The organism is Blastococcus sp. SYSU DS0552, assembly GCF_054050815.1.
In genome coordinates this window covers 163496-184133 of record NZ_JBJHAB010000008.1, presented here as the reverse complement: position 1 = coordinate 184133, position 20638 = coordinate 163496, and the positions used below count along the sequence as shown (strand labels likewise).

Here is a 20638-nt window from a genome sequence, read left to right as displayed (position 1 = left end):
CCCCCCGGGTCAGCCGCTGCCGTAGGTGATCAGGCCGACGGCGAACAGCGGCAGCGCCACGAACAGGAAGACCCCGAGCGCCGTCAGCGGCTCGTCGCCGCCGGACTCCTCCTGGCCCGGCCCCTGGCCGAGGAAGGCGCGCGCCTCGGCGGTGGCCAGGCGGGGCGCGAGCGTGCCGCCGACGAGCGCCAGCAGGCCGGCGACCACCATCAGCGAGAGCGCGAAGCGGCTGCGGAACCCCTCGTCGGCCACCACCGCCCACACCCCGCCGGCGAGGGCCGCGGCCAGGCCCGCAGCCGCGAGCATGACGACGACCTGGCGGAGCGCGGCGGCGACGGGCACCAGGTGACCCTAGGGCAGCGATCCGGATTTCCGGCACCGCCGAGTCCCGCGCGCCGCCGTCGAGCAGCCCGTGCACCCCGGGGCACCGGTACGGTCCGCACCATGGCGGAGCCGACGAAGCCCCCGGAGAAGGACTGGCAGCAGGGCACCGGCCTGGCCCTGGGGCTGGCCCTGGGCGCGGGGCTCGGGCTGTCGCTGTTCGAGAACCCGGGCGTCGGCGCGGGCATCGGCCTGGCCGTCGGCGTCGCGATCGACGCCGCCATGCGGCGGAGGACGCGGGACTGATCCGCTGCGGTGACGCCCGGTCGACCCGGGCCGAGGGGTAGCCGGGCACGTCGCGGCAGGTGGAGACGGGACGCCCGAGTTGCGCCGCGTGATTGCCGGATGGATCTTCCGGGCAGTGCACGCTGCGACTGCCCAGTGGCATCGAGGAAAGAGGTCACCATGCTCGTTCGCCGGATCGCCCGGCCCCTGCTCGCCGCGCCCTTCATCTACGGGGGGATCAGCACGCTGCGCCAGCCGCAGGACCGCGTGCCGGGCGCCACCCCCGTGGTGGAGAAGATCGCCGAGACCGCCGACAAGCAGCTCCCGGTGGAGCTGCCCCGTGACGTCGAGCAGTGGGTCAAGGTCGACGCCGCCATCAAGGTGGCCGCCGGTTCGCTGTTTGCCCTGAACAAGTTCCCGCGGCTGACCGCCATCGCGCTGTCGGCGTCGGTCGTCCCGACGACGCTGGCCGGGCACCGGTTCTGGGAGCACGACGACCCGAAGGAGAAGTTCGGGCAGCTCTCGAACTTCCTCAAGAACACCGGCCTGTTCGGCGGGCTGCTGCTGGCCGCCGTCGACACCGAGGGCAAGCCGTCGGTGGGCTACCGCGCCAGGCGGGCGGCGAAGCGGGCTGCCGACGCGACCGAGAAGAACTACGAGAAGGCCTCCAAGCGCGCCGTCAAGGCGCAGAAGAAGGCCTCCCGCAAGGCCGGCAAGAAGACCGGCAAGGGCGCCCTCAAGGCGCTTCGCTGAGCGCTCCGCTCCCGCCCGCGGCCGCGCTCCGGAGGATCGCCTTCCTCCTGGAGCGCGCCCGCGAGGCCAGCTACCGCGTGGGTGCGTACCGCACCGCCGCGGCGGTGGTCGACGGCCTGGACGAGGCCGAGCTGGACCGCCGCATCCGCACCAACACGCTGAAGGACCTCAAGGGCATCGGCCCGAAGACGGCGACGGCGGTCGCCCAGGCCCACCGGGGCGAGGTGCCCGAGTACCTGGCCGCGCTGGAGGAGACCTACGCCGGGGAGCTGCCGGCGGCCGAGGACGTCGCCGCCTTCCGCGCCGCGCTCAAAGGCGACCTGCACGCCCACTCCGACTGGTCCGACGGTGGCAGCCCGATCCGCGAGATGGCCGAGGCCGCGATCGCGCTGGGCCACGAGTACCTGGCGCTGACCGACCACTCCCCCCGGCTCACGGTGGCCAACGGGCTCTCCCCCGAACGCCTGGAGCAGCAGCTCGACGTCGTCGCCGCGCTGAACGAGGAGCTCGCGCCCTTCCGGATCCTCACCGGCATCGAGTGCGACATCAACGTCGACGGCTCGCTGGACCAGAGCGAGGAGCTGCTGGGCCGCCTGGACGTCGTCGTCGCGAGCGTGCACTCCGACCTGCGGGCCGAGCGCTCGGCGATGACCGAGCGGATGCTCGCCGCCGTCGCCAACCCGCACACCGACGTCCTCGGTCACTGCACCGGTCGGCTGGTCATCGGCCGGAGGCAACGCGACGGGACGCAGAAGCCGCGGCCGGAGAGCCAGTTCGACGCCGAGGCGGTGTTCTCCGCCTGCATCGAGCACGGCACCGCGGTGGAGATCAACTCCCGCCCCGAGCGGCTGGACCCACCGCGGCGGCTGCTGAGCCTGGCGGTGGAGCTGGGCTGCGAGTTCGCCGTGGACACCGACGCGCACGCCCCCGGCCAGCTGGACTGGCAGTACAACGGCTGCGAGCGGGCGGTCGAGTGCGGCGTCCCTGTGGAGCGGGTGATCAACACCAGGTCCGCCGAGGACCTGCTGGCCTGGACCGCTGGCTGATCGGTGACCACGGCCCGCTAGGGAACCTATGCGTATCGTGACGACCACGCGGGTGGTCGGTCTTGTCGCGCACCGTTCACCGGGCGGACGCCCGCCCGCCCGGGAACGTGGGTACACCGGTGCCCGGACAGTCTCGGCGCCCGCGCGAACGCGCGGCAGATCCGGATGGAGGTGCTCGGAGGTGGCCCAGCCCGTGTCCACCCAGCAGGTCCACGCGCCGAACGGCACACGGCCCGCCCCGGCGCCCGAGCCGAAGCGCCCCTCCGCGCGGCACGTGCACTGGTTCCGCTGGCGCAGCGAGGACGCCTTCAGCGGCTCGTCGCTCTACGCCTGCCGCTGCGGGCAGGTCCGCCCCTCGCTCTGAGGCGCGGGCGCCCGGCTCAGCGGAGGGGCTCCTCCAGCGGCTGCACGAGCTCCAGGGAGTGGGCGTCGTCCGTCCGGCGCAGCGCCCAGTCGGCCGGGAGCACCAGCCGCGGCGCGACACCGATGAGGACGGCGACCAGGAACGCCACCCCGGCCAGCGCCTCGCCGGACTCCTCGACGAAGGTGGCGGTGGCCCGGAGCGAGTCGGGGGCGACGACGGAGAGGGCGGAGAGCCCGACCGCGGCGACGCCGTAGCCGGCCAGGCTGCCGAGGACGCGGCGCCGGTCACGGCGCTCGGTGCGGCTGAGGAAGAACAGCGCCCCGACGACGGCCAGGGCGACGAGGGCGCTGAGGGTGATGGCGGCGGGCCGGCCGACGGCGGCGTCCAGGGCGGTCATCGCGTCGGCGTGCACGGTGCCCCCGGCCTTGACCGAGGCGATGCCGGCCGCGACCAGCCCGACGGCCAGCCACCAGGTGCGGCGGCCCGGGTTGCGGGCGGCGCCGGCGACGGCGGCGAGGGCGGCGACGGCGAACAGCCCCGCCACGAAGAGACGGGGCAGGGAGAAGGGCGCGTCCATGGAGAGGGCGCGGGCAGCGGTGCCGGTGGCCCCGGTCAGGCGCAGCAGGAAGCCGGTGGCCATGAGCGCCACCGCGGCGGCGGCCAGCCCGACGCCCACCGGGGGCAGCGGGACGGCACGGCGGCGGGTGCGCGCGGCGGCGGGCTGCGGTGCGTGAGCCGGCTCGACCCAGGAGGCGGCCGCGCGCTCGTCCGCGTGCCGGATCGTCCGGCCGATGAGGACGCCGAGCACGGCGGCGATCGCCATCCAGACGACCAGTCCGCCGATGATCCACGCCCACGACACACGGCGATCATCGGCAGGCGGGTGGCAGACCTTGACCCCTGCGGCCCACGTGGCGTGGCACCTGGGGCGCTCGGGTCAGCTGGGTGAGTTGTGCTGCCTGAGTGAGCTCACCCGCGCCTATGAGGCGCCGACCTCGCCGCTGGCTCGCGTACTGGGCCGGGGCCCCGATTCCGCGGCGCCGCGGTCGGAACCGTCGGCCCCGGGCACGACGGAGCGGATACGGTCCACCAGCAGGGCGGCCATCGTGGCCGTGAGGTGGTGCTGGTCCCGGTACACGACGACGTTGCCACCCAGCGCGGGGCACGTGCCGTCGCATACCCATTCGAAAGTCGGTGCGAACGTCACGCGCCCTCCGGCCAGGGCGGCCTCGCCGGCCTGGATCTCCTCGTCGATGAGCTCGCCGACGGCCCGGGAGCACGCACCCGGCCCCGTGATGTGCGCACTGAGGCAGTCGACGGGCGACTGCTCCCAGGCAGGGGTGTCACCGAGGATCACCACCTGCGTGCGTTCGGGGAGGCGCTCGATGAACCCCTGCAGCGCCTGCGTCCAGGGAGCAGGGGAGGCCTGGGCCTGGAGCTCGATGTACTTGGCGGCGAAGTTGGACAGCACCACGACGTCGGGCTGTTCCGCGTGCACGCGGCTGACGACCGCGTCGTTCCACGCCTGGCACTCCGTGTACGGGCGCCCGAGGCTGTCGTTGGGCACCAGGACGTCGATGCTGGGGCAGGCGCTCTTGGTCAGGCTGATGAACCGCCAGCCGTCGTCGGCGGCAAGCCGGTCGAGGGCAGGGAACCACTGGGCGGCGTGCGAGTCCCCCAGCAGCATGACGGTGCGGCTCGCTGATCCGTCGCCGAACTGGCAGGGCCCTGGGGTCACGACCTCGAAGTCCGCGTGGCAGCCGTCGCGGTAGGTGGGAGGCAGGTCGTCCGACACCGAGGCCAGGGCCGGGCTCACGTTCGCCGGGACCACAGCCGGAGATGCCACCGCTCGAGCGACCGCCGCGGTGGTCAGTTCCGGGACGCGCTGGTCGGTCGCCAGCTTCGGCAGCACGCCTGCCCCGAGGGCAGCCGCGAGCGCCACGGCCGTCACAGCGACGCTCAGGGCGTAGCTCCGGCCCGGACGACCGGCCAGCCGACCCGATCGCCGCACCGGGTCCTCCACGAATCGGTACATCAGCCAGGCCAGGGCAACGGCCAGGAGCACCAGGGCGGCTCGGGTCGCAGGCGACAACTCGCCGTACCGGGCCGCGGGGAGGACGAGGACCGGCCAGTGCCAGAGGTAGAGGGAGTACGAGAGCCTGCCGACCACCTGCATGGGCCGGCGCGCCAAGACCACGTCGGCCGAGCCGGGCGCCTGCCGGAGTCCCCCGGCCAGCAGCGCGGCCGTGGCCATGACGGGGACGGTGGCAGCCCAGCCGGGGAAGGTGGTCGCGTCCGTGTAGAGCAGCGCCGAGGCTGCTGCGACCAGCAGTCCCGCCCATGTCAGCGCACGAGCCAGGGCCACCGGCAGCAGTGCCAGCCGCCCTGCTGCCAGTGCGACCAGACCACCTACCCCCAGCTCCCACGCCCGCGTGGGAAGGCTGAAGAAGGCCCAGGGCTGGCTCACCGACGTGGTGACGAGGCACAGCAGGAAGGACGCCACCACGAGCAGCACCAGCCCGACGCCGATGCGCGCCCGGCTGCCGCGGAAGAGGCGGAAGGCCAGCACGAGCAGGACCGGCCACACCAGGTAGAACTGCTCCTCCACCGCCAGGGACCAGTAGTGCTGCAGAGGAGAGGGCGCCTCGCTGGCGAGATAGTCGGTCCCGGTGTAGGCGAACCACACGTTGGACACGTAGAGCGCGGTCGCCGCCCCGGCCTTCGCGATGGTCGGCAGCGCAAGGGGCGGCAGCAGGAGCTTGGCCAGAGCGAGCGTGGACACCAGGACCAGCACTGCCGCCGGGAGCAGCCGGCGGATCCGTCGGGCGTAGAAGGCGCGAAGCCTCACCGTGCCGGTCGCGTCCAGTTCCCGCAGGACGAGAGCGGTCATGAGGTAACCGGAGATGACGAAGAAGACGTCCACCCCGACATAGCCACCGGGCAGCCACGGCAGGCCTGCGTGGTAGAGGACGACGAGACCGACCGCCAGGGCGCGCAGACCTTCGATGTCGGGGCGGAAACCGACCCGCGTGTATGCCGTACCGGTCACGCCCGCCCCCACACCATCGATGACCGCCGAAGGCTATGTCACATGACGGTCACAGTGCGGGCACTCAGAGTCATCCGTGACCACACTCGCCTCGTGCGCACGCGGGCCTCCCATGCGTATCGCCTCGCGGCCGACGCGGCACCGTCCACCGGGGCCGGTGCGCTGTTCCCGGGTGGTCCGGGCGACGAGATGACCAGGCAGAGGACGAAGCCGCCGCCGGCGGCCCACCGCGGTCCGAGGGCCGGTCGCCCTTCCGCCGATGTCCTCGCTCGTGGGCCCATCGTGCGCACACGACCGCACACGCCTCCACCAACTGCCGAGCGGCATAGGCTGGGCCCCGGTGTCCACGTATCCGCAGCAGCCGACCGCGAAGGTGCTGTTCGTCTGCACCGGCAACATCTGCCGCTCCGCGGCTGCCGAACGACTGCTGCGCGCCTGGAGCCCGGACGGCGGTCAGCGGGTGGAGGTGCGCAGCGCCGGAACCCAGGCGCGCCCCGGCCGGGCCATGCACCCGCGGACCGAGCGCGCTCTTGCGCGCCACGGCGTCCGGGCGGACGGCTTCGCCTCCCGGCGCCTGTCGGAGGCCGATGTCGACTGGGCCGATCTCGTGCTGACCATGACCGGGGACCATCGGGACGAGGTGGTGGCGATCAGCCCTCGCGGCCTCCAGAAGGTGTTCACGGTCATGGAAGCGGCAGCTCTCGCGCAGGCGCTGGGACCGAGTTGGGCCCCCGGCTCCGCGCACCGGCATGGCAGCGAGCTCACCCAGGCGCTGCGCGAGGCACGCGCCCGGTTCGCCCGCTCCCGTGGCGCGGAGTTCGACGTGCCCGATCCCATCGAGGGTTCGTCACGGGTGCACGCGGAGGCCGTCGACCAGATCGCCGACGCGCTCGAGTTCCTCGCCCCACTGCTGGAGGACCGCGCGCCGCTGACCGAGGAGACGGTACGGATGCCGCGGATCCCCCCGGTGCCGCCGCGGATCTAGTTCGGTACCGCGGGTAGCGCGTCGACGGCGAACTCTGCCGCGTGCTGACCCAGCGAGTCAGTGCGCAGGTAGCCCCACATCTGCTCCGCCCGGGTCGGCTCGAGGTAGACCACGCTCTGCGCGCCCTCGCGACCCGTACCGGCGACGGGCGCGGTCAGGAACGTCACGGCATCCGGACGCAGCGACCGCAGCTCGTAGGCCATGCCGAGCAGATCTGTGTTCGACAGGCCTTCGTCCACCGCCATGGCGTCGGTCAACGCGACCATGAAGCCGTCGAGAGCCCCCATGTCGGTGAACACGTTCTGCCGGGAGAGGGCGCCGAAGACCGACCGCAGGTACTGCTGCTGGCGCTTGACCCGGTCGAAGTCGCCGCCCGGCAGGCCGTAGCGCTGGCGCACGTAGAAGAGCGCCTCCTCGCCATCGAGGCGGTTGAGCCCGGCCTGGTAGGTGTAGGGGCCGTTGCTGGTCGTCTCGGCGACCTGCACGTCGACCCCGCCCAGCGAGTCGGTCATCTGCACGAATCCCTGGAAATCCATGGCCGCGTAGTGATCGATACGGACGCCGGTCATGTTCTCGACGGTCTGCACCAGCAGCGTCGGCCCCCCGTAGGCGTAGGCCGCATTGAGCTTCGACATGCCGTAGCCAGGAATCGCGACCCATGAATCGCGCGGGAGGGAGATGACCTGGGCCTGCTGACGGTCGGCGGCGAAGCGGACCAGCATCATGACGTCGGAACGACCATCGGGGCGCTCGCCCTCCGGCACGTCGGCCCGCGTGTCGGAGCCGACGACCAGGAAGGTCAGGGCCGCGCTCTCGGCCGCAGCCGGGCGCTGGGTGTCGTCGAGGCCGGCGAACACGCCGTCCAGGCGCTCGAGCCCTCCGGCGTAGCGGCTGGCGAGGTACCAGACGCCTCCCGCCATGACGAGCAGCAGCACGACCACGCTGGCGGCCAGCGCCAGGAACACCTTCTTCCGACGACGGCTCCGGGCCGGCGGCCCGTGAACGTCGGTGTCGTACCCCGACATCCCCGAGGCTTGGACGTCTGCACTCGAACGCATTGAAATCCCGTCTCCGTCGCCGACCTGCTTCACGAGGCTAGGCCGATTCGTCCCCGCTGCTGGGAGTTCCGGGTCAATCGGGGACAGGTGGTACGTCTGATGCGCATGGCGCGCAATCCGAGCCGTCCCGGACGCCCCGGACGTCACCGGGAGGAGGTGCCAGGGGTCCTGCCGGAGCCGTGGAGGATGGTTGGATGGACTGGCCGGGCCGCCACCCGGCCGACGGGAGACCCCGGGCCGGGCGGTGCCGGTGTGCGACGGAAGGCATCGCAGCTGTGGTGGAGCGTGCAGACGAGGACCAGCCGGCGTCGTTCTCCGTGCTGGCGTCCTGCGGGGCGTTCGAGCCGGGCTTCCGAGCCGGTGGACCGATCCGGTCGATGGCCCACATCGTCGACACGCTGCCCGACGACGTCCGCCTCCTCCTCGTCACCAGCGACCGGGACCTCGGGGACGACGCCCCGTATCCCGGCTTGTCGGGCCGCTGGGTGGAACGGGGCCGAGCACGGGTCTTCTATCTCGACAGGCGCAGCAGCAGGCAATGGATCCGGCTCTGGCGCGACCTCCGGCGGCAGCGGTTCGACGTGGTCTACCTGAACAGCCTCTTCTCGCCGACCTTCTCGCTGCTCCCCGTGCTCGCGGTCCACCTCCGGCTCATCAGGACACGGGCGGTCCTCGTCGCCCCGCGAGGGGAGCTGTCCCCCGGGGCCCTCGCCCAGAAGTCCGCGAAGAAGCTGGCCTTCCTGCGGTTGTGGCGGCTCGCGCTCGGCAGGCCCGATGTGTTCTGGCAGAGCACGTCCGCACTGGAGACGGCGCACATCACCGACCGCTTCCCTCACGCGACGGTGGTGGCCAACGGGAACCAGTCGGGCCTCCCGGCCCGGGCCCTGCCACCCGGGCCACCGAACGAGACCCCACGGCTGGTCTACGTCGGCCGCATCTCCCCCAAGAAGAACCTCGCTCACACCCTCGCGGCACTGGCGCACGTCCCGGGCCCGGTCAGCTTCGACATCTACGGGCCCGTGGACGATGACGCGTATTGGCGGCGGTGCCAGGAGCTCATGGCGGAGCTGCCGCCGGAGGTCTCGGTGACGTACCGGGGTGCCGTGCGGCCGGACGCCGTCCGCGCGACCTTCGCCGACTACGACGCGTTCGTCTTCCCCACGCTGGGCGAGAACTTCGGGCACGTGATCGCCGAGAGCCTGTCGAGCTCGTGCCCGGTCGTCACCTCGGACGAGACCCCCTGGTCCGACGTGCTCCGCAACGGCGGCGGGTACGTCCTCGACGACCTGACGGTCGCGTCCCTGTCCATGGTGCTCACCGAGATCCTCGCCGCAGATGCCGGGCACCGGCAGGAAGCACGGGAGCGAGCGGGACACGCGTTCGAGTCCTGGCGCGCCGCAGCGGCGGGGGGTCGTCACCTCTTCGACGACTTCCGGGCCGCCTACCTGAAGCGGACGGGTACCGCCTAGCAGCGCCTCACTGCCGGACGCGTGCTCCCGGAGCACGGCCGGGCCGCACGGCCGAGGCGCGCTCGCGGCCGCGGCCGCCGAACGGGCGGCGCCGGGTGACGTCGCCGCGTGCCGACAGCGACGCCGTCACGTCGGCCGGCTGCGAGGGACGCGGGAAGTCGTTCTCGGTCGTCTCGCGGGCGGCCCAGGACGCAGCGATGGCCAGGGCCGCGATCAGCCAGAAGAGCGTTGCCACACGGTTGGCGGTCAGCACGGGAAGGCCCATGCTCCCGCCTGCGGCCAGCACGGCGACGGCGAGCATGAGGACCCGCCGATGCGGGTCGGGGTCGCGACGGCCGGCGTGCCACATCCACACGAGCGCGAACGTGTACGCGAGCACACCGATCAGCCCGGCCAGCACGTAGGCCTCGACCCAGCCGTTGTCGTACGGGACGGCGAGGCCCTCCGCGCCGACGCCGAAGAAGGGGTTGATGCGCGTCACCTCGCGGATGACGCTCAGCAGCGTCGATCCCTCACCAACCCTGCCGGCGGTGAAGAACGAGAGCGCGTCCGCATTCCCGGGGCTGAGGATGCCCCTCAGGTACGTCAGGCCTGTCCAGTTCAGGGCCAACCCCGACGCCACGATGCCGGAGAGCCCGGCACCGACCACGAAGACGAGCCCGAGGCGGGAGGAGCTGTCCCGGGAACGCCAGACCAGCCACAGGATGATCGGCAGCGCGCCGAGAACGAAGATCTTGCTCACCGTGACCAGCCCGCCGAGGACGATGGGCAGCAAGACCAGGTACATCCGCGCCGGCCGGTGCTGCCACGCGTACCAGGCGCAGACGCCGGCCAGGCCGTACACCGCGCCGCCCTCCGCGGGATGGTTGAAGACCCCGCTGACCCGTCCGAGTCCCGCCGCGTACTCGGCGGTGGTCATCCCGGTGGACGCCGACCAGAACGGCCGCAGCAGGCCGGACAGATCGACCTGGGTCATGACCAGGGCGAGCATGCCGTTGCCGGCCATCGCCACGGCGATGAGCTTGGCGGCGAGCAGGAGGAGGTGCTGGGCCCTCGACGGGTCGACGGTGAGCCAGACCAGGAGCATCACGGCGAACGGGGACAGCACGTTGTCCAGACCGGCCAGCAGGTCCCCCTGCTTCCACGGGGCAGGTGACCAGAGCACGCCGAGCGATGCGGCGGCGGCCACCCCGACGTAGGCCGACCACGTGCCGAGCAGCCGCCACGGCGTGGGCCCGCGGAGGCTGTGCCGCCGTAGCGTCGGAGCCGCGACGACTCCGACGAGCAGCAGGAGTCCGTACACACCGACCTGCTCGGACCTGACGCCCTTCCAGACGTAGGGGCCCAGGGCGCCCAGGATCGTCACCACGACGACCACCGCGGCGCGTCGGTTCGAGCGCCGGGCCCGGGCTGCGCGCAGCACCTTCCCGCTTGGCTCATCGGCGACTGCGAGGCGGAGGGGAGCCTTCACCGGGTCCTGCACGTTCGCGGTCACGACTGCTCCGAGGGGTCATGGCGGGCTTGCCCGCCCGTCACGGCGCGGCGGTCTCCGACGCCGGCGCGGCCCGCCGTCCACGTCCGGCGACGACACGCACGGCCCCCGACCACAGCCACCACTGCTACATAGTGCCTGACTCCATAACGCTTCGTGATACTCCCGGAGCGTGGAGTGGCGGATGTGGTCAGCGTCCCTCTGCGGTCGACGTCCCGGTGGTCGAACCGGGCGGGGCGAGGACAGCAGCCGACGCTGCCACGGCCTCCGGCGCCGGCTCGGAGTCGGGTGTCGCGTGTCGGCCGAGGACGAGGAAGGTCCAGCTGAGAGCTGCCGCCGCAGCAGCGCAGCCGACGAAGGCCGCCGCCATGAACCGGACGTCGCTCACCACGAACGCCAGCGGAACACCGAGGCACAGCACGCCCGCCGCGTAGAGCGTCCGAGCCCGAGCATGGAGGCGGGCCGCCCCACGCGCCTGGAGAACCGTGCCCGCCGCGATCGATGCGGCTCCGAACAGGGCCTCCGCCGAGATGAACGGCAGCACGTCCCGCGCTCCGGTCCACGATTCGCCGAGCAGGGCGCGCCCCGCGCCGTCGGGAAGCAGCAGCAGGATCGTCGCCCACGTCAGGACGACGAGAGCGAGGCCGGCGTACATGCATCCCGCAATGCGCAGCACCGGCACGCTCCGCCCCATCCGGGCGATCTCCGGGAGCACGGCGAACGTCATGGCGGCGAAGAGCAGGTTGACCGGCCCCATCAGGGTGCCCGCACCGCGCAGCGCGGCGACGTCAGGACTGCTCAGTCCGACGGCGACCACGGCGAGGACGACCAGCATCGCCACCTGCGGCAGCACTACGGCGATGGTCAGGTCGGAGCGCAGCCGCAGTGATCCCCGCAAGCGGTTGGCCACCCCGGCCGGGACGACGGTCGGCTTCAGCCAGGCCACGGCGACCAGCGCTCCGGCGACTCCGCCGATGACCCACACCGACACGGCGGAGAGCACATCCGTCCGGTGGACCTCCTGCACGTCGGCGAGGAGCGCGGCGCCGACCGCCAGGAGCCAGAGTGTGTCGATCCCCAGCGCGACCCTCGGCCGGCCGGCGGCGATCGCGCCATGCCGGCAGACGTCCTGCAACACCGCGACCGGGGCACCGACACCCAGGACCACCGCGATCGCCGGCGCGCTGCCGGCCACGAGCACCGACGCCGCCACGAGGAGACCGCCGATCAACCCCAGGCCGCAGCCCAGCACCAGCGCGTCCCCGAGCCGCCCACGCCGTCCGTCGTCGGCAGCACCGATCAGCAGCGGCGTCCCCAGAGCCGCCCGGCCGAAGGCCAGGAGGAGGACGATCCCCGCGTATCCCACGCTGAACGCGCCGAAATCGGCAGCACTGGCCGACCGAGCGACGAGCACGACGAAGACGAAGTTGCTGGCACTGGAGACCACCTGATCGGCGATGCCCTCCAGCGTCCGGCGCGGCACCCGCACGGCTCAGCCCCGCCGGCGGCCGAGGCGCGGGGGGGCGCTGAGCCCGCGCCCGGCGACCCGCGCTGCGACAGCCCGTCTCACCGGATGCCCGCCCACTCCCTGTGGCGACGCACCGTGCTCAGCACGAACCTGACCACCCTCGCCGACGTGTCCGAGATCTGGTACTCCGCAGGCGTGGCAGCGCGCGCCTCGCCGAACATGGCAAGGGTCGTCGTCACGGCTTCGACGACGCCCGTGGGGTCGAGCCCGGTCATCATGATCGAACCGGTGTCCAGGGCCTCGGGCCGTTCGATCGAGTTGCGAAGCGTCACGGCCGGGAATCCCAGGATCGACGACTCCTCGCTGATCGTCCCACTGTCCGACAGGACGCAGAGGGAGTCCTGCTGGAGCCGCACGTAGTCGATGAACCCGAGCGGGGCGTGGAAGATCACGTCGGGCACGGTGCGACCGAGGGCCTCGAGCCGCTTCCGGGTGCGCGGGTGGGTGGAGAACAGCACCGGCACCCGCCACTGCTGCCGGGCCGCCTCAACGCAGTCGAGCAGCAGGCCGAGGCGTTCGGGGGCGTCGACGTTCTCTTCGCGGTGGGCGCTGACGAGCAGGTATCCCTGCGGCGTGAGGCCGAGTCGCTCCAGCACGTCGCTCCCCCGGAATTCCTCGGCGTGGTGCAGGAGGACCTCTCGCATCGGGGACCCGGTGAGCTGGATGCGCCGAGCGGGGATGCCCTCCGCGAGCAGGTTCCGCCGGGCGTGCTCGGTGTAGACGAGGTTGAAGTCGGCCACGTGGTCGATCAGCCGGCGGTTCGTCTCCTCGGGCACGTTCTCGTCGAAGGAGCGGTTCCCCGCCTCCATGTGGTACGTGGGGATGCGCATCCGCTTGGCCATGAGCGCGGCGATGCAGCTGTTGGTGTCCCCCAGGACCAGGACGCCGTCCGGGCGCTCCTCCCGGAGCACCTCCTCGACCTTGATGAGGGTCTCACCGAGCACGTGCCCGAGGCTGCTCGTGTCGACGCCGAGGAAGTGGTCCGGCCTGCGCACGCCGAGCTCGTCGAAGAAGATGCCGTTGAGCTCGTAGTCGTAGTTCTGGCCGGTGTGGACGAGGACGTGCTCGGTGGTCGCGTCCAGCCGGCTGATCACCCGGGAGAGCCGGATGATCTCCGGACGGGTGCCGACGACGGTCAGGATCTTGGTCATGCTGCCCTTCATCGTGTTGCGCGGATGCGCTCAGGTCTCGTAGACGGGGAACCGGTAGGTGTCCGGGTTCTCGGGATCGAGCAGCTCGTTGGACCAGAACGCCGTCACGGCCGGCCCGGTACCGACGTTCCTCAGCGAATGCGCCCACATGGTGGGCATGTCGACGGCCTGCGGCTGCCGCCCGGACACATGGAACTGCACCTGCTCCCCCGTCACCATTCGCCGGAGACGGATCTCCACGTCCCCCTCGATGACGAAGAACCTTTCGACCTTCCGCCGGTGGTAGTGCTGCCCGCGGACTGCACCGGGAACCGTCGTGGAGATGAAGGAGAGGGAGTCGGTCCTCCGGGCCCTCGTGGTCTCGAACAGCACCCCCCGGTCGTCGCTGTGCACCGCGCTGGCGAAGGGGAACCTCGACGGGAAGCAGTAGGACTGGAAGGTCGTGAACAGCGCGACCTTCATCGGCGAGGACAGATCCGGGAAGTGGCCGGTGCGGGCGTAATCGGAGATGTCCTCCAGCGTGGCGAGCAGGTCGGACACGAGCATGTCCTGACCCTGCGGGCGCACCACCGTGGAGCTGTCGGCGACCAGGCAGTCGATCAGCGCGTCGGCGGCGTCCTGCGCGTGCAGCAGCGGGATCACCTTGTCGTCGCGGACCTCGGGCGTCCGGCCGGCCACGAGCTCGGAGCAGAACGTTGCGACGACGGAGTTGTAGTGCGGGCGCCCGCCCTCGCCGAAGAGATTGGGCAGGACGACGTCGCTGAACGTCGCGCCCACCGCCGCGGCCGCCCGACCCAGCTCCTCCGAGGCGAACGCCTTGCTGGTCCCGAAGGCGGTCGGCGCACCGGCGTGGATGGAGTTGCCGTACACGACCTGGCGGACGGGGGTCCCCGGCAACGCGTCCGCCAGCGCCTGCGCCAGATCTCGGTTGCCGGCGGCCACCCGTTCCTCGGTGTCCCGGTTCACGCCGGCCAGGTGGACGACCGCGTCACACGTGGCGAGGAGTTCGTGCAGATGTCGCGGGTCCCCCATCTCGGGCCTGCCCAGCGGCACCACCTCGTGCTCGGCGTGGGCGGCGAGTGCGCAGCGCAGGTGCCAGGCCAGGAACCCGTCGGCGCCCGTGATCGCCACCCTCATGCGGCGAGCCGCTCCACCCCGGCCATGACCTCCGGCACCCCTCGGAGCAGGTCTGCGACGCCCGTGACCGTGAGCTGACGCGTGTTGTGCGAGGTGTAGTCCTCGATCGACGCCTCGGTCCGGTCGCCCTCGTCGAAGTACAGCCCGTAGTTCAGCGAGCGCGCATCGAGCGGGACCCGGTAGTAGTCACCGTGGTCCTCGGCGCGCAGCACCTCCTCGCGCGAGAGGAGGGTCTCGAACACCTTTTCGCCGTGCCGGGTGCCGATCACGGTGGTGGTCGCTTCCCGGCCCGCGAGCATCGCCACGCCCTCTGCCAGGCAACGGACCGTGGCCGCGGGGGCCTTGCGCACGAAGAGGTCGCCCGGTTGGGCCGACACCAGCGCGTACCGGACGAGGTCGACCGACTGCTCCAGGGACATCAGGAACCGGGTCATCGCGGGGTCGGTCAGCGTCATCGGTCGGCCACTGCCCAGCTGCTCGAGGAACAGCGGGACGACCGATCCACGAGACTGGAGCACGTTGCCGTACCGCACGACGGAGACGACGGTGTCGGACTCGGGGTTGTTGCGGGCGAAGGCCTGAGCGGTCTTCTCCATGAGCGCCTTGGTCATGCCCATGGCGTTGATGGGGTAGACCGCCTTGTCGGTGCTCAGCATGACGACCGACCGGACGCCGTAGCGGTGCGACGCTTCGATGACGTTGTGGCTGCCGGTGACATTGGTGAGCACGGCCTGCGAGGGGAAGAACTCGCACGACGGCACCTGCTTGAGCGCGGCGGCGTGGAACACCTTGTCGACGCCGCGGACGGCGTCGCCGACGCTCGCCGGATCCCGGACGTCACCGACGTAGAAGCGCATCCGCTCGTCGTTCAGCCGGCGCCGGAGCTCGTCCTGCTTGGCCTCGTCGCGGCTGAGGATCCTGATCTGGGCCACTCCCTCGGCGAGGAGCGATCTGGCCATCGTGGAACCGAAGGACCCGGTGCCGCCGGTGATCAGGATGGTGGATCCGGCGATCGCGTTGTCCGTCATCGTCTACCTTTCTGCTGCAGCTGGCGTACCGACTCGTGGGCGACGCGAGGCCGCCCGTCCGAAGTCATCGGCGAGCCGCTCCCTGGAGTATCTGCTCGATCCGGCCGACGCCGATCGACGCCGCCATGGTCGCTTCGTAGTAGGCCCGCCCGGCGCTACCCCGTTCACGCCGTTCCTGCTGCGACGCGGCGTGCACACTGCGGAACGCGCGCTCGAGACCGTCGACGTCCTCGCTCTCGCAGGTCCACCCGGCGCCGGCGTTCTCCACGAGCCGGCGGGCGTCCCCGCCCGCCGCGCAGATCACCGGCAGCCCGCTGGCCATGACGCTGCCCAGCTTGCTGGGGATGGTGCCCCGCAGGAACGGCCGGTCCAGCAGGCTCACCAGCTGGACGTCCGCCGCGGCGGTGATGGCGTTCATCTCGTGCAGCGGGCGGGAACCGAGGAACATCACGTTCGTGGCGCCGAGCTCGTCGACCAGGCGTTCCAGATCCGGGCGGGCGACCCCGTCGCCCACGAGCACGAGCCGGAAGTCGGGGAGGTCCTGGACCCGCGCGGCCGCACGGACCGCCGTCTCCAGGCCCTGCACGGGGCCGAGGTTGCCCGCGAACATGACGGAGGTCCGCCCCGCGAGACCGAGCGCCTCCGCGACTGACTCGTCACGCGGCGTCGGGGAGAACACCGTCTCGTCCGCCCAGTTGGGGACCACGTCCAGCCGGTCCTCCGCCGTCCCACGGTCGCGGAGCATCTGCGCCATCGTGGGGGCGATGCACACCACGGCGGCCGCGCCGCGGTAGAGGACGCGGCACACCCGGTCGAGCACCCGCGCGACGACACCCGCGGAGCGCGGGGCGAGCATGTCGGCTGCCACGACCGAATCCGGCCACAGGTCCTGCACGTGCAGGACGTAGGGCGCCCCGCCGGAGATCTTGCTCAGCCATGGCCCGATCACCGTGGTGAGCGGGGGGTGGTAGACGTACACCACGTCGGCGGACCGCAGGTCGCGCCAGCCGAAGACCGCGGCAGCGAGCCCGAAGCTGAGATAGCTCGCGGCCCGGCGGGCCGGCGACGCGTCATGACTGGGGAACTGCACGACCCGCTTCACGCGGTACCCGTGCCACTCGAAGTTCTGCCAGGGCCGCTGGCGCCAGCCGTCGTAGACCTTCCCCGTCGGATAGTTGGGGAAGCCGGTGAGGACCGTGACTTCGTGGCCCCCGGCGTGCAGCCCGTCGGCGATGTCGGCGATCAGGCCGGCCTTCTCGGGCGGGAACCACTGCGTACACACGACCGCTCGCACGCTGAACCGCCTCTCGATGTGCCGGGTGCCGCGCGCTCTCGCGTCCGCGACGCGGCGCCGGGCCGGCGGACATGCCCCGCCCGTAGAGTAGCTGCGGACCTCCAGCCAGGAGCGGCTGCAGAGGGCCACTGGTGCCGGTGTGACGAACGGTGCGACACGGTCGAAAGGGCAGGTGCAGAACGTGGTGGTGCGGCGCGCCGGACGGGTTGGTGGGGCCCGGACCAGCGCGACCAAGCGGGTCCTGGACGTGTGCGTCTCCGCCGGTGCGCTGGCGCTCCTCTCTCCCGTCCTCGCGGTCGCCGCCGTCGCGGTGCGGGCGTCGTTGGGCTCGCCCGTCATCTACCGCCAGGACCGTCCCGGACTCGACGGCCGCAGCTTCCGCATGTACAAGCTCCGCACCCTCTCCGACGCGCGCGACAGCGCCGGGGAACCACTGCCCGACGCGCAACGGCAGACGAAGCTGGGGGCCTTCCTGCGCGGGACGAGCGTGGACGAGCTGCCCGAGCTGTGGAACGTCCTCCGGGGCGACATGAGCCTGGTGGGGCCGCGTCCGCTGCTGCACCGGTACACGGCCTGGTTCACGCCGGAGGAACGGCGCCGCTTCGATGTGCGGCCAGGGATCACCGGGTGGGCGCAGATCAACGGCCGCAACGACATGCCCTGGGACGAGCGCCTGGCGCATGACGTCTGGTACGTGGACAACTGGTCGCTGATGCTGGACCTGCGGATCCTCGCCCGCACGGCGCTGGGCGTCCTGCGCCGCGAGGGCGTCGTCATCGACCCGGGGTCGGCCATGCTCAACCTGGACGACGAGCGACGGATGCGCACCGGCTCGTGACCGCGCACCCGGCACACCACCCGGCCGAGCTCGGGTCGGACAGCGCAGACGCGGCCGCAGCGTTGCTCCGGGAATCCTTCGAGGCACGCCTCCACCCCTACGTGCCCTACTGCCAGCCCGAGGTCGGTCAGTACCTCGCCACCGTCGTGGACCATCCGCGCGGCTTCGCCGATCGCCACCTGTACGGCGCCCGCTCGCCCGGCGGCCAGCTGACGGCGTTCGCCGAGTTCCGTGCCGTGGGTGCGAACTCCGATCTGCTGTCTTACATCTGCGTGGCCCCGGAGGCGAGGGGGCAGGGCCTGGCGCAGCGAATGCTCCAGGAGCACCTGCACGCCAGTCCGCACGTCCGAGAGCTCGTCCTCGACGTCTTCGCGCACAACGAGCCCGCCCGCGGGCTCTACCGGCGGCTGGGTTTCGAGGAGGTCAGCCGGACGACGTGGTGGAGTCGGGACCTGCCGGCCGCTGCTCCCGGGACGAGCGGTCGGCTGCGGGTGCACGACTGGCACCTCTCGGTGGCCGCACTGCACCGGTACGGGTTCTGCATGATCGACGCCGAGTGGTCGGGTCGGCGCCTGACCCTCGGGGTACCGGGCCGATCGGTCGTGCGCGTGCCGGATGAGATCGCCTTCCGGGACCAGCGCCTGCTGTCGGAGGTGCGGGCACTGCTGCCGACGCTCGAGCGCGCGCTGCTCATCAGCCCTTCGGCACCCGAAGACCGGACGGACTGCGCGCGCGTGGTCGACTCGTGGCGTCTGCGGGCGCCGGTTCCGACAGGTTCCCTGCCCTGACCGCCGCCCATCACCTGGAGGAACGTTGTCGATGACGATCACCAAGGGCGCCGCGGATCGCGACCGCTTCCGCCGGCCGGCCTTCTTCTACGGATCGGCGCGCGAGGCCTTCGGCGACTTCCTGGACCACGGACGGCGCGACGCGGCGGCGCCGGTCCTCCTGCCCGCGTTCATCGGGTGGTCGCCCAACGAGGGCAGCGGGGTGTTCGACCCGGTGGGTCAACGGGACCTGTCCGCCACCTTCTACAAGGTGAACCGCGACCTGACCGCCGATGTCGACGACCTGGCCCGCTGCCTGGAGGAGCGCCCGCATTCGGCGATCGTCCTGATCCACTACTACGGCCGCACCGACCCTGCGCTCGACCGGGTGCGTGCCCTGGCCGACCAGCACGGGATCCCTCTGGTCGAGGACAACGCGCACGCCTTCTTCACCGCCGCGGTCGGCGGCGTCGCGGGTTCCCGGGGAGATCTGTCGATCTACTCGCTCCACAAGATGTTCCCGCTGCCGGCCGGCGGAATGGCGGTGTACCGGGCGGGCACCGATGTCGAGGGACGGCGCAGCACCGATCCGGGGCTGGCCACGGAGATCCTGTCCTACGACTGGGCCGAGGTCTCACGGGCCCGACGTTCGAACTTCCTCCTGGGCACCGGCCTGCTGGAGGAGGCAAGGGACCGAGGGGCGCCCCTCGAGCTGATCTGGCCGGTTCTCGCCGAGACGGACGTTCCCCAGACGCTGCCGTTGTACGTCCTCACCGGCACGCGTGACGAGCTCTACGGACGGCTGAATGCCGCGGGTCTCGGCGTGGTCAGCCTGTACCACACCCTGATCCCGCAGCTGCGGGAGGAGTTCCCCGCGTCCAGCTGGTCGGCGAGCCATGTGCTGAACCTCCCGGTGCACCAGGACGTCGAACCCGGCCAGATGCACCACCTGGTCGCCACGCTGGAGAACCTCCTGAGCGAGCCGGGCCTCAGCTGATGCTGCGGGTGCTCGACGGCCAGACCGAGCAGGCGGAGTGGCACGCCCTGTGGGCGGGGAGCGGCCGTGAGCCGTTCGCCCATCCGGCGTACGCCGCGTTGTTCGCCGCCCCCGAGGAGCGAACGGTGCTGCTCGCGATCGGAGGCGACCAGCGGCCCGTGCTCGTGCCGCTGATCATCCGCCCGGCCACCCAGCTCCCGTGGGCCACCGGATCGCCCACGCGACCGCTCGACGCGACCTCCCCCTATGGCTACGGGGGCCCGTTCGGACTGTCGCCGGACGCCGCCGTCCCGACACTGGAGGCCCTGCACCGGTGGGGAGAGGAGGAGGGCCTGGCTTCAACCTTCCTCCGGCTGTCCCTCGACGCCCCGTGCCCGCCCGGCTCGCCCCATGCCGGCGTGGAGATCGTCGAAACTGCCGAGAACGTGCGGGTGGACCTGCGCCGGGCGGCGGAGGACATCTGGCGCGGGTACGAGCACAAGGTGCGGAAGAACGTGAAGAAGGCCGTGCGCGCCGGGTGCACGGTCGAGCGCCACGACGACTTCGCCGGACTCGACAGCTTCCTGAGCGTCTATCACGCCACCATGAGCAGGCGAAACGCCGCCGAGTGGTACCGCTTCGATCGCCAGTTCTTCGCGACCCTGGCCGCCGAGATGCCCGGATGCTTCACGGTCTTCTACGTGCGCGACGCGCAGGGACGGGTGGTGAGCACCGAACTCGTCCTCCAGAGCGACCGTCACCTGTACTCGTTCCTGGGCGGAACGCTGGCCGAGGCGTTCCCCATGGCACCCAACGACCTCTTGAAGCACCACGTCATCGAGTACGGGCGGGACAGCGGCAGGGACACGTTCGTGCTCGGTGGGGGCGCCCGCCGAGGGGACGGGATCTTCTCGTACAAGCGGTCGTTCGACCCGACGGGGGTGCGGATGTTCTGCACGGCACGCATCGTCAACGACGACTCGACCTATGCCGGGCTCGTGGACCAGTGGAGGGAGCACGCCGGCGGCAGGCCGGCCCCACCCGACTACTTCCCGGCCTACCGGGCTCCGCTGGAGTCCTGAGCCCGACGAGGAGCC

General features: G+C 71.8%; 20 protein-coding genes. 10 read left to right on the top strand and 10 right to left on the bottom strand.

Annotation, left to right across the window (positions count from 1 at the left end; genetic code table 11):
- Positions 1–9: 9 nt before the first annotated feature.
- Positions 10–342, bottom strand: a complete 333-nt coding sequence (locus ACI8AG_RS10715; RefSeq protein WP_456597026.1) for a hypothetical protein — start codon at positions 340–342, stop codon at positions 10–12.
- A gap of 102 nt (positions 343–444) precedes the next feature.
- Here ACI8AG_RS10715 and ACI8AG_RS10710 point away from each other — a divergent pair, with 102 nt between their 5' ends.
- From ACI8AG_RS10710 to ACI8AG_RS10695, 4 genes are all read left to right on the top strand, one after another.
- A complete protein-coding gene (locus ACI8AG_RS10710; RefSeq protein WP_456588396.1) occupies positions 445–627 on the top strand; it encodes a hypothetical protein in 183 nt (60 codons plus the stop codon).
- Between the two features lie 159 nt (positions 628–786).
- Positions 787–1359: a DoxX family protein gene (locus tag ACI8AG_RS10705; RefSeq protein WP_456588395.1), complete on the top strand. Its 573-nt coding sequence runs from the start codon at positions 787–789 to the stop codon at positions 1357–1359.
- Complete coding sequence (locus tag ACI8AG_RS10700; protein WP_456597042.1) at positions 1356–2405, top strand: PHP domain-containing protein; 1050 nt, start codon at positions 1356–1358, stop codon at positions 2403–2405. The genes ACI8AG_RS10705 and ACI8AG_RS10700 overlap by 4 nt, the downstream gene beginning before the upstream one ends.
- A 181-nt stretch (positions 2406–2586) precedes the next feature.
- Positions 2587–2769 carry a hypothetical protein gene (locus tag ACI8AG_RS10695; protein WP_456597025.1) on the top strand — a complete coding sequence of 61 codons (183 nt, stop codon included), beginning with the start codon at positions 2587–2589 and terminating at the stop codon, positions 2767–2769.
- Positions 2770–2785: 16 nt separating this feature from the next.
- Here the strand turns inward: ACI8AG_RS10695 and ACI8AG_RS10690 are convergent, their stop codons facing one another.
- Together ACI8AG_RS10690 and ACI8AG_RS10685 are read right to left on the bottom strand one after the other, a co-directional pair.
- Positions 2786–3631: a hypothetical protein gene (locus ACI8AG_RS10690; RefSeq protein ID WP_456597024.1), complete on the bottom strand. Its 846-nt coding sequence runs from the start codon at positions 3629–3631 to the stop codon at positions 2786–2788.
- A gap of 117 nt (positions 3632–3748) precedes the next feature.
- Positions 3749–5818, bottom strand: a complete 2070-nt coding sequence (locus tag ACI8AG_RS10685) for an acyltransferase family protein (RefSeq protein ID WP_456597023.1) — start codon at positions 5816–5818, stop codon at positions 3749–3751.
- Positions 5819–6158: 340 nt separating this feature from the next.
- Between ACI8AG_RS10685 and ACI8AG_RS10680 the strand changes: the two genes are divergently transcribed.
- Positions 6159–6803: an arsenate-mycothiol transferase ArsC gene (locus tag ACI8AG_RS10680; RefSeq protein ID WP_456597022.1), complete on the top strand. Its 645-nt coding sequence runs from the start codon at positions 6159–6161 to the stop codon at positions 6801–6803.
- Here ACI8AG_RS10680 and ACI8AG_RS10675 read toward each other — a convergent pair.
- Positions 6800–7768 (bottom strand): LCP family protein, encoded by a 969-nt coding sequence (locus ACI8AG_RS10675; protein ID WP_456597021.1) that lies wholly within the window; start codon positions 7766–7768, stop codon positions 6800–6802. The two genes, ACI8AG_RS10680 and ACI8AG_RS10675, sit on opposite strands and share 4 nt — an antisense overlap.
- A gap of 368 nt (positions 7769–8136) precedes the next feature.
- Here ACI8AG_RS10675 and ACI8AG_RS10670 point away from each other — a divergent pair, with 368 nt between their 5' ends.
- Complete coding sequence (locus tag ACI8AG_RS10670) at positions 8137–9330, top strand: glycosyltransferase (protein WP_456597020.1); 1194 nt, start codon at positions 8137–8139, stop codon at positions 9328–9330.
- A gap of 7 nt (positions 9331–9337) precedes the next feature.
- Here the strand turns inward: ACI8AG_RS10670 and ACI8AG_RS10665 are convergent, their stop codons facing one another.
- The 6 genes from ACI8AG_RS10665 to ACI8AG_RS10640 form a co-directional block, all read right to left on the bottom strand.
- Positions 9338–10699, bottom strand: coding sequence for a hypothetical protein (locus ACI8AG_RS10665; RefSeq protein ID WP_456597019.1), 1362 nt, complete (start codon positions 10697–10699; stop codon positions 9338–9340).
- A 313-nt stretch (positions 10700–11012) separates the two neighbouring features.
- Positions 11013–12311: a hypothetical protein gene (locus ACI8AG_RS10660; protein ID WP_456597018.1), complete on the bottom strand. Its 1299-nt coding sequence runs from the start codon at positions 12309–12311 to the stop codon at positions 11013–11015.
- A 77-nt stretch (positions 12312–12388) separates the two neighbouring features.
- The gene (wecB, locus tag ACI8AG_RS10655) at positions 12389–13501 is read right to left on the bottom strand and encodes a non-hydrolyzing UDP-N-acetylglucosamine 2-epimerase (RefSeq protein WP_456597017.1); all 1113 of its coding nucleotides are present in this window, start codon (positions 13499–13501) and stop codon (positions 12389–12391) included.
- A 30-nt stretch (positions 13502–13531) separates the two neighbouring features.
- A complete protein-coding gene (locus tag ACI8AG_RS10650) occupies positions 13532–14638 on the bottom strand; it encodes a polysaccharide biosynthesis C-terminal domain-containing protein (RefSeq protein WP_456597016.1) in 1107 nt (368 codons plus the stop codon).
- The gene (locus tag ACI8AG_RS10645; protein WP_456597015.1) at positions 14635–15666 is read right to left on the bottom strand and encodes an SDR family NAD(P)-dependent oxidoreductase; all 1032 of its coding nucleotides are present in this window, start codon (positions 15664–15666) and stop codon (positions 14635–14637) included. The genes ACI8AG_RS10650 and ACI8AG_RS10645 overlap by 4 nt, the downstream gene beginning before the upstream one ends.
- Before the next feature lie 64 nt (positions 15667–15730).
- Positions 15731–16948, bottom strand: coding sequence for a glycosyltransferase family 4 protein (locus ACI8AG_RS10640; protein ID WP_456597014.1), 1218 nt, complete (start codon positions 16946–16948; stop codon positions 15731–15733).
- A gap of 193 nt (positions 16949–17141) precedes the next feature.
- Here ACI8AG_RS10640 and ACI8AG_RS10635 point away from each other — a divergent pair, with 193 nt between their 5' ends.
- The 4 genes from ACI8AG_RS10635 to ACI8AG_RS10620 are packed head-to-tail and all read left to right on the top strand — an operon-like array spanning position 17142 to position 20623.
- On the top strand, positions 17142–17798 hold the full coding sequence (locus ACI8AG_RS10635; RefSeq protein ID WP_456597013.1) for a sugar transferase: 657 nt from the start codon (positions 17142–17144) through the stop codon (positions 17796–17798).
- Complete coding sequence (locus tag ACI8AG_RS10630) at positions 17795–18586, top strand: GNAT family N-acetyltransferase (RefSeq protein ID WP_456597012.1); 792 nt, start codon at positions 17795–17797, stop codon at positions 18584–18586. The genes ACI8AG_RS10635 and ACI8AG_RS10630 overlap by 4 nt, the downstream gene beginning before the upstream one ends.
- Before the next feature lie 31 nt (positions 18587–18617).
- A complete protein-coding gene (locus ACI8AG_RS10625; RefSeq protein WP_456597011.1) occupies positions 18618–19562 on the top strand; it encodes a DegT/DnrJ/EryC1/StrS family aminotransferase in 945 nt (314 codons plus the stop codon).
- Positions 19562–20623, top strand: coding sequence for a GNAT family N-acetyltransferase (locus ACI8AG_RS10620; protein WP_456597010.1), 1062 nt, complete (start codon positions 19562–19564; stop codon positions 20621–20623). Before ACI8AG_RS10625 ends, ACI8AG_RS10620 begins: the two co-directional genes overlap by 1 nt.
- The last annotated feature ends 15 nt before the right edge of the window (positions 20624–20638 follow it).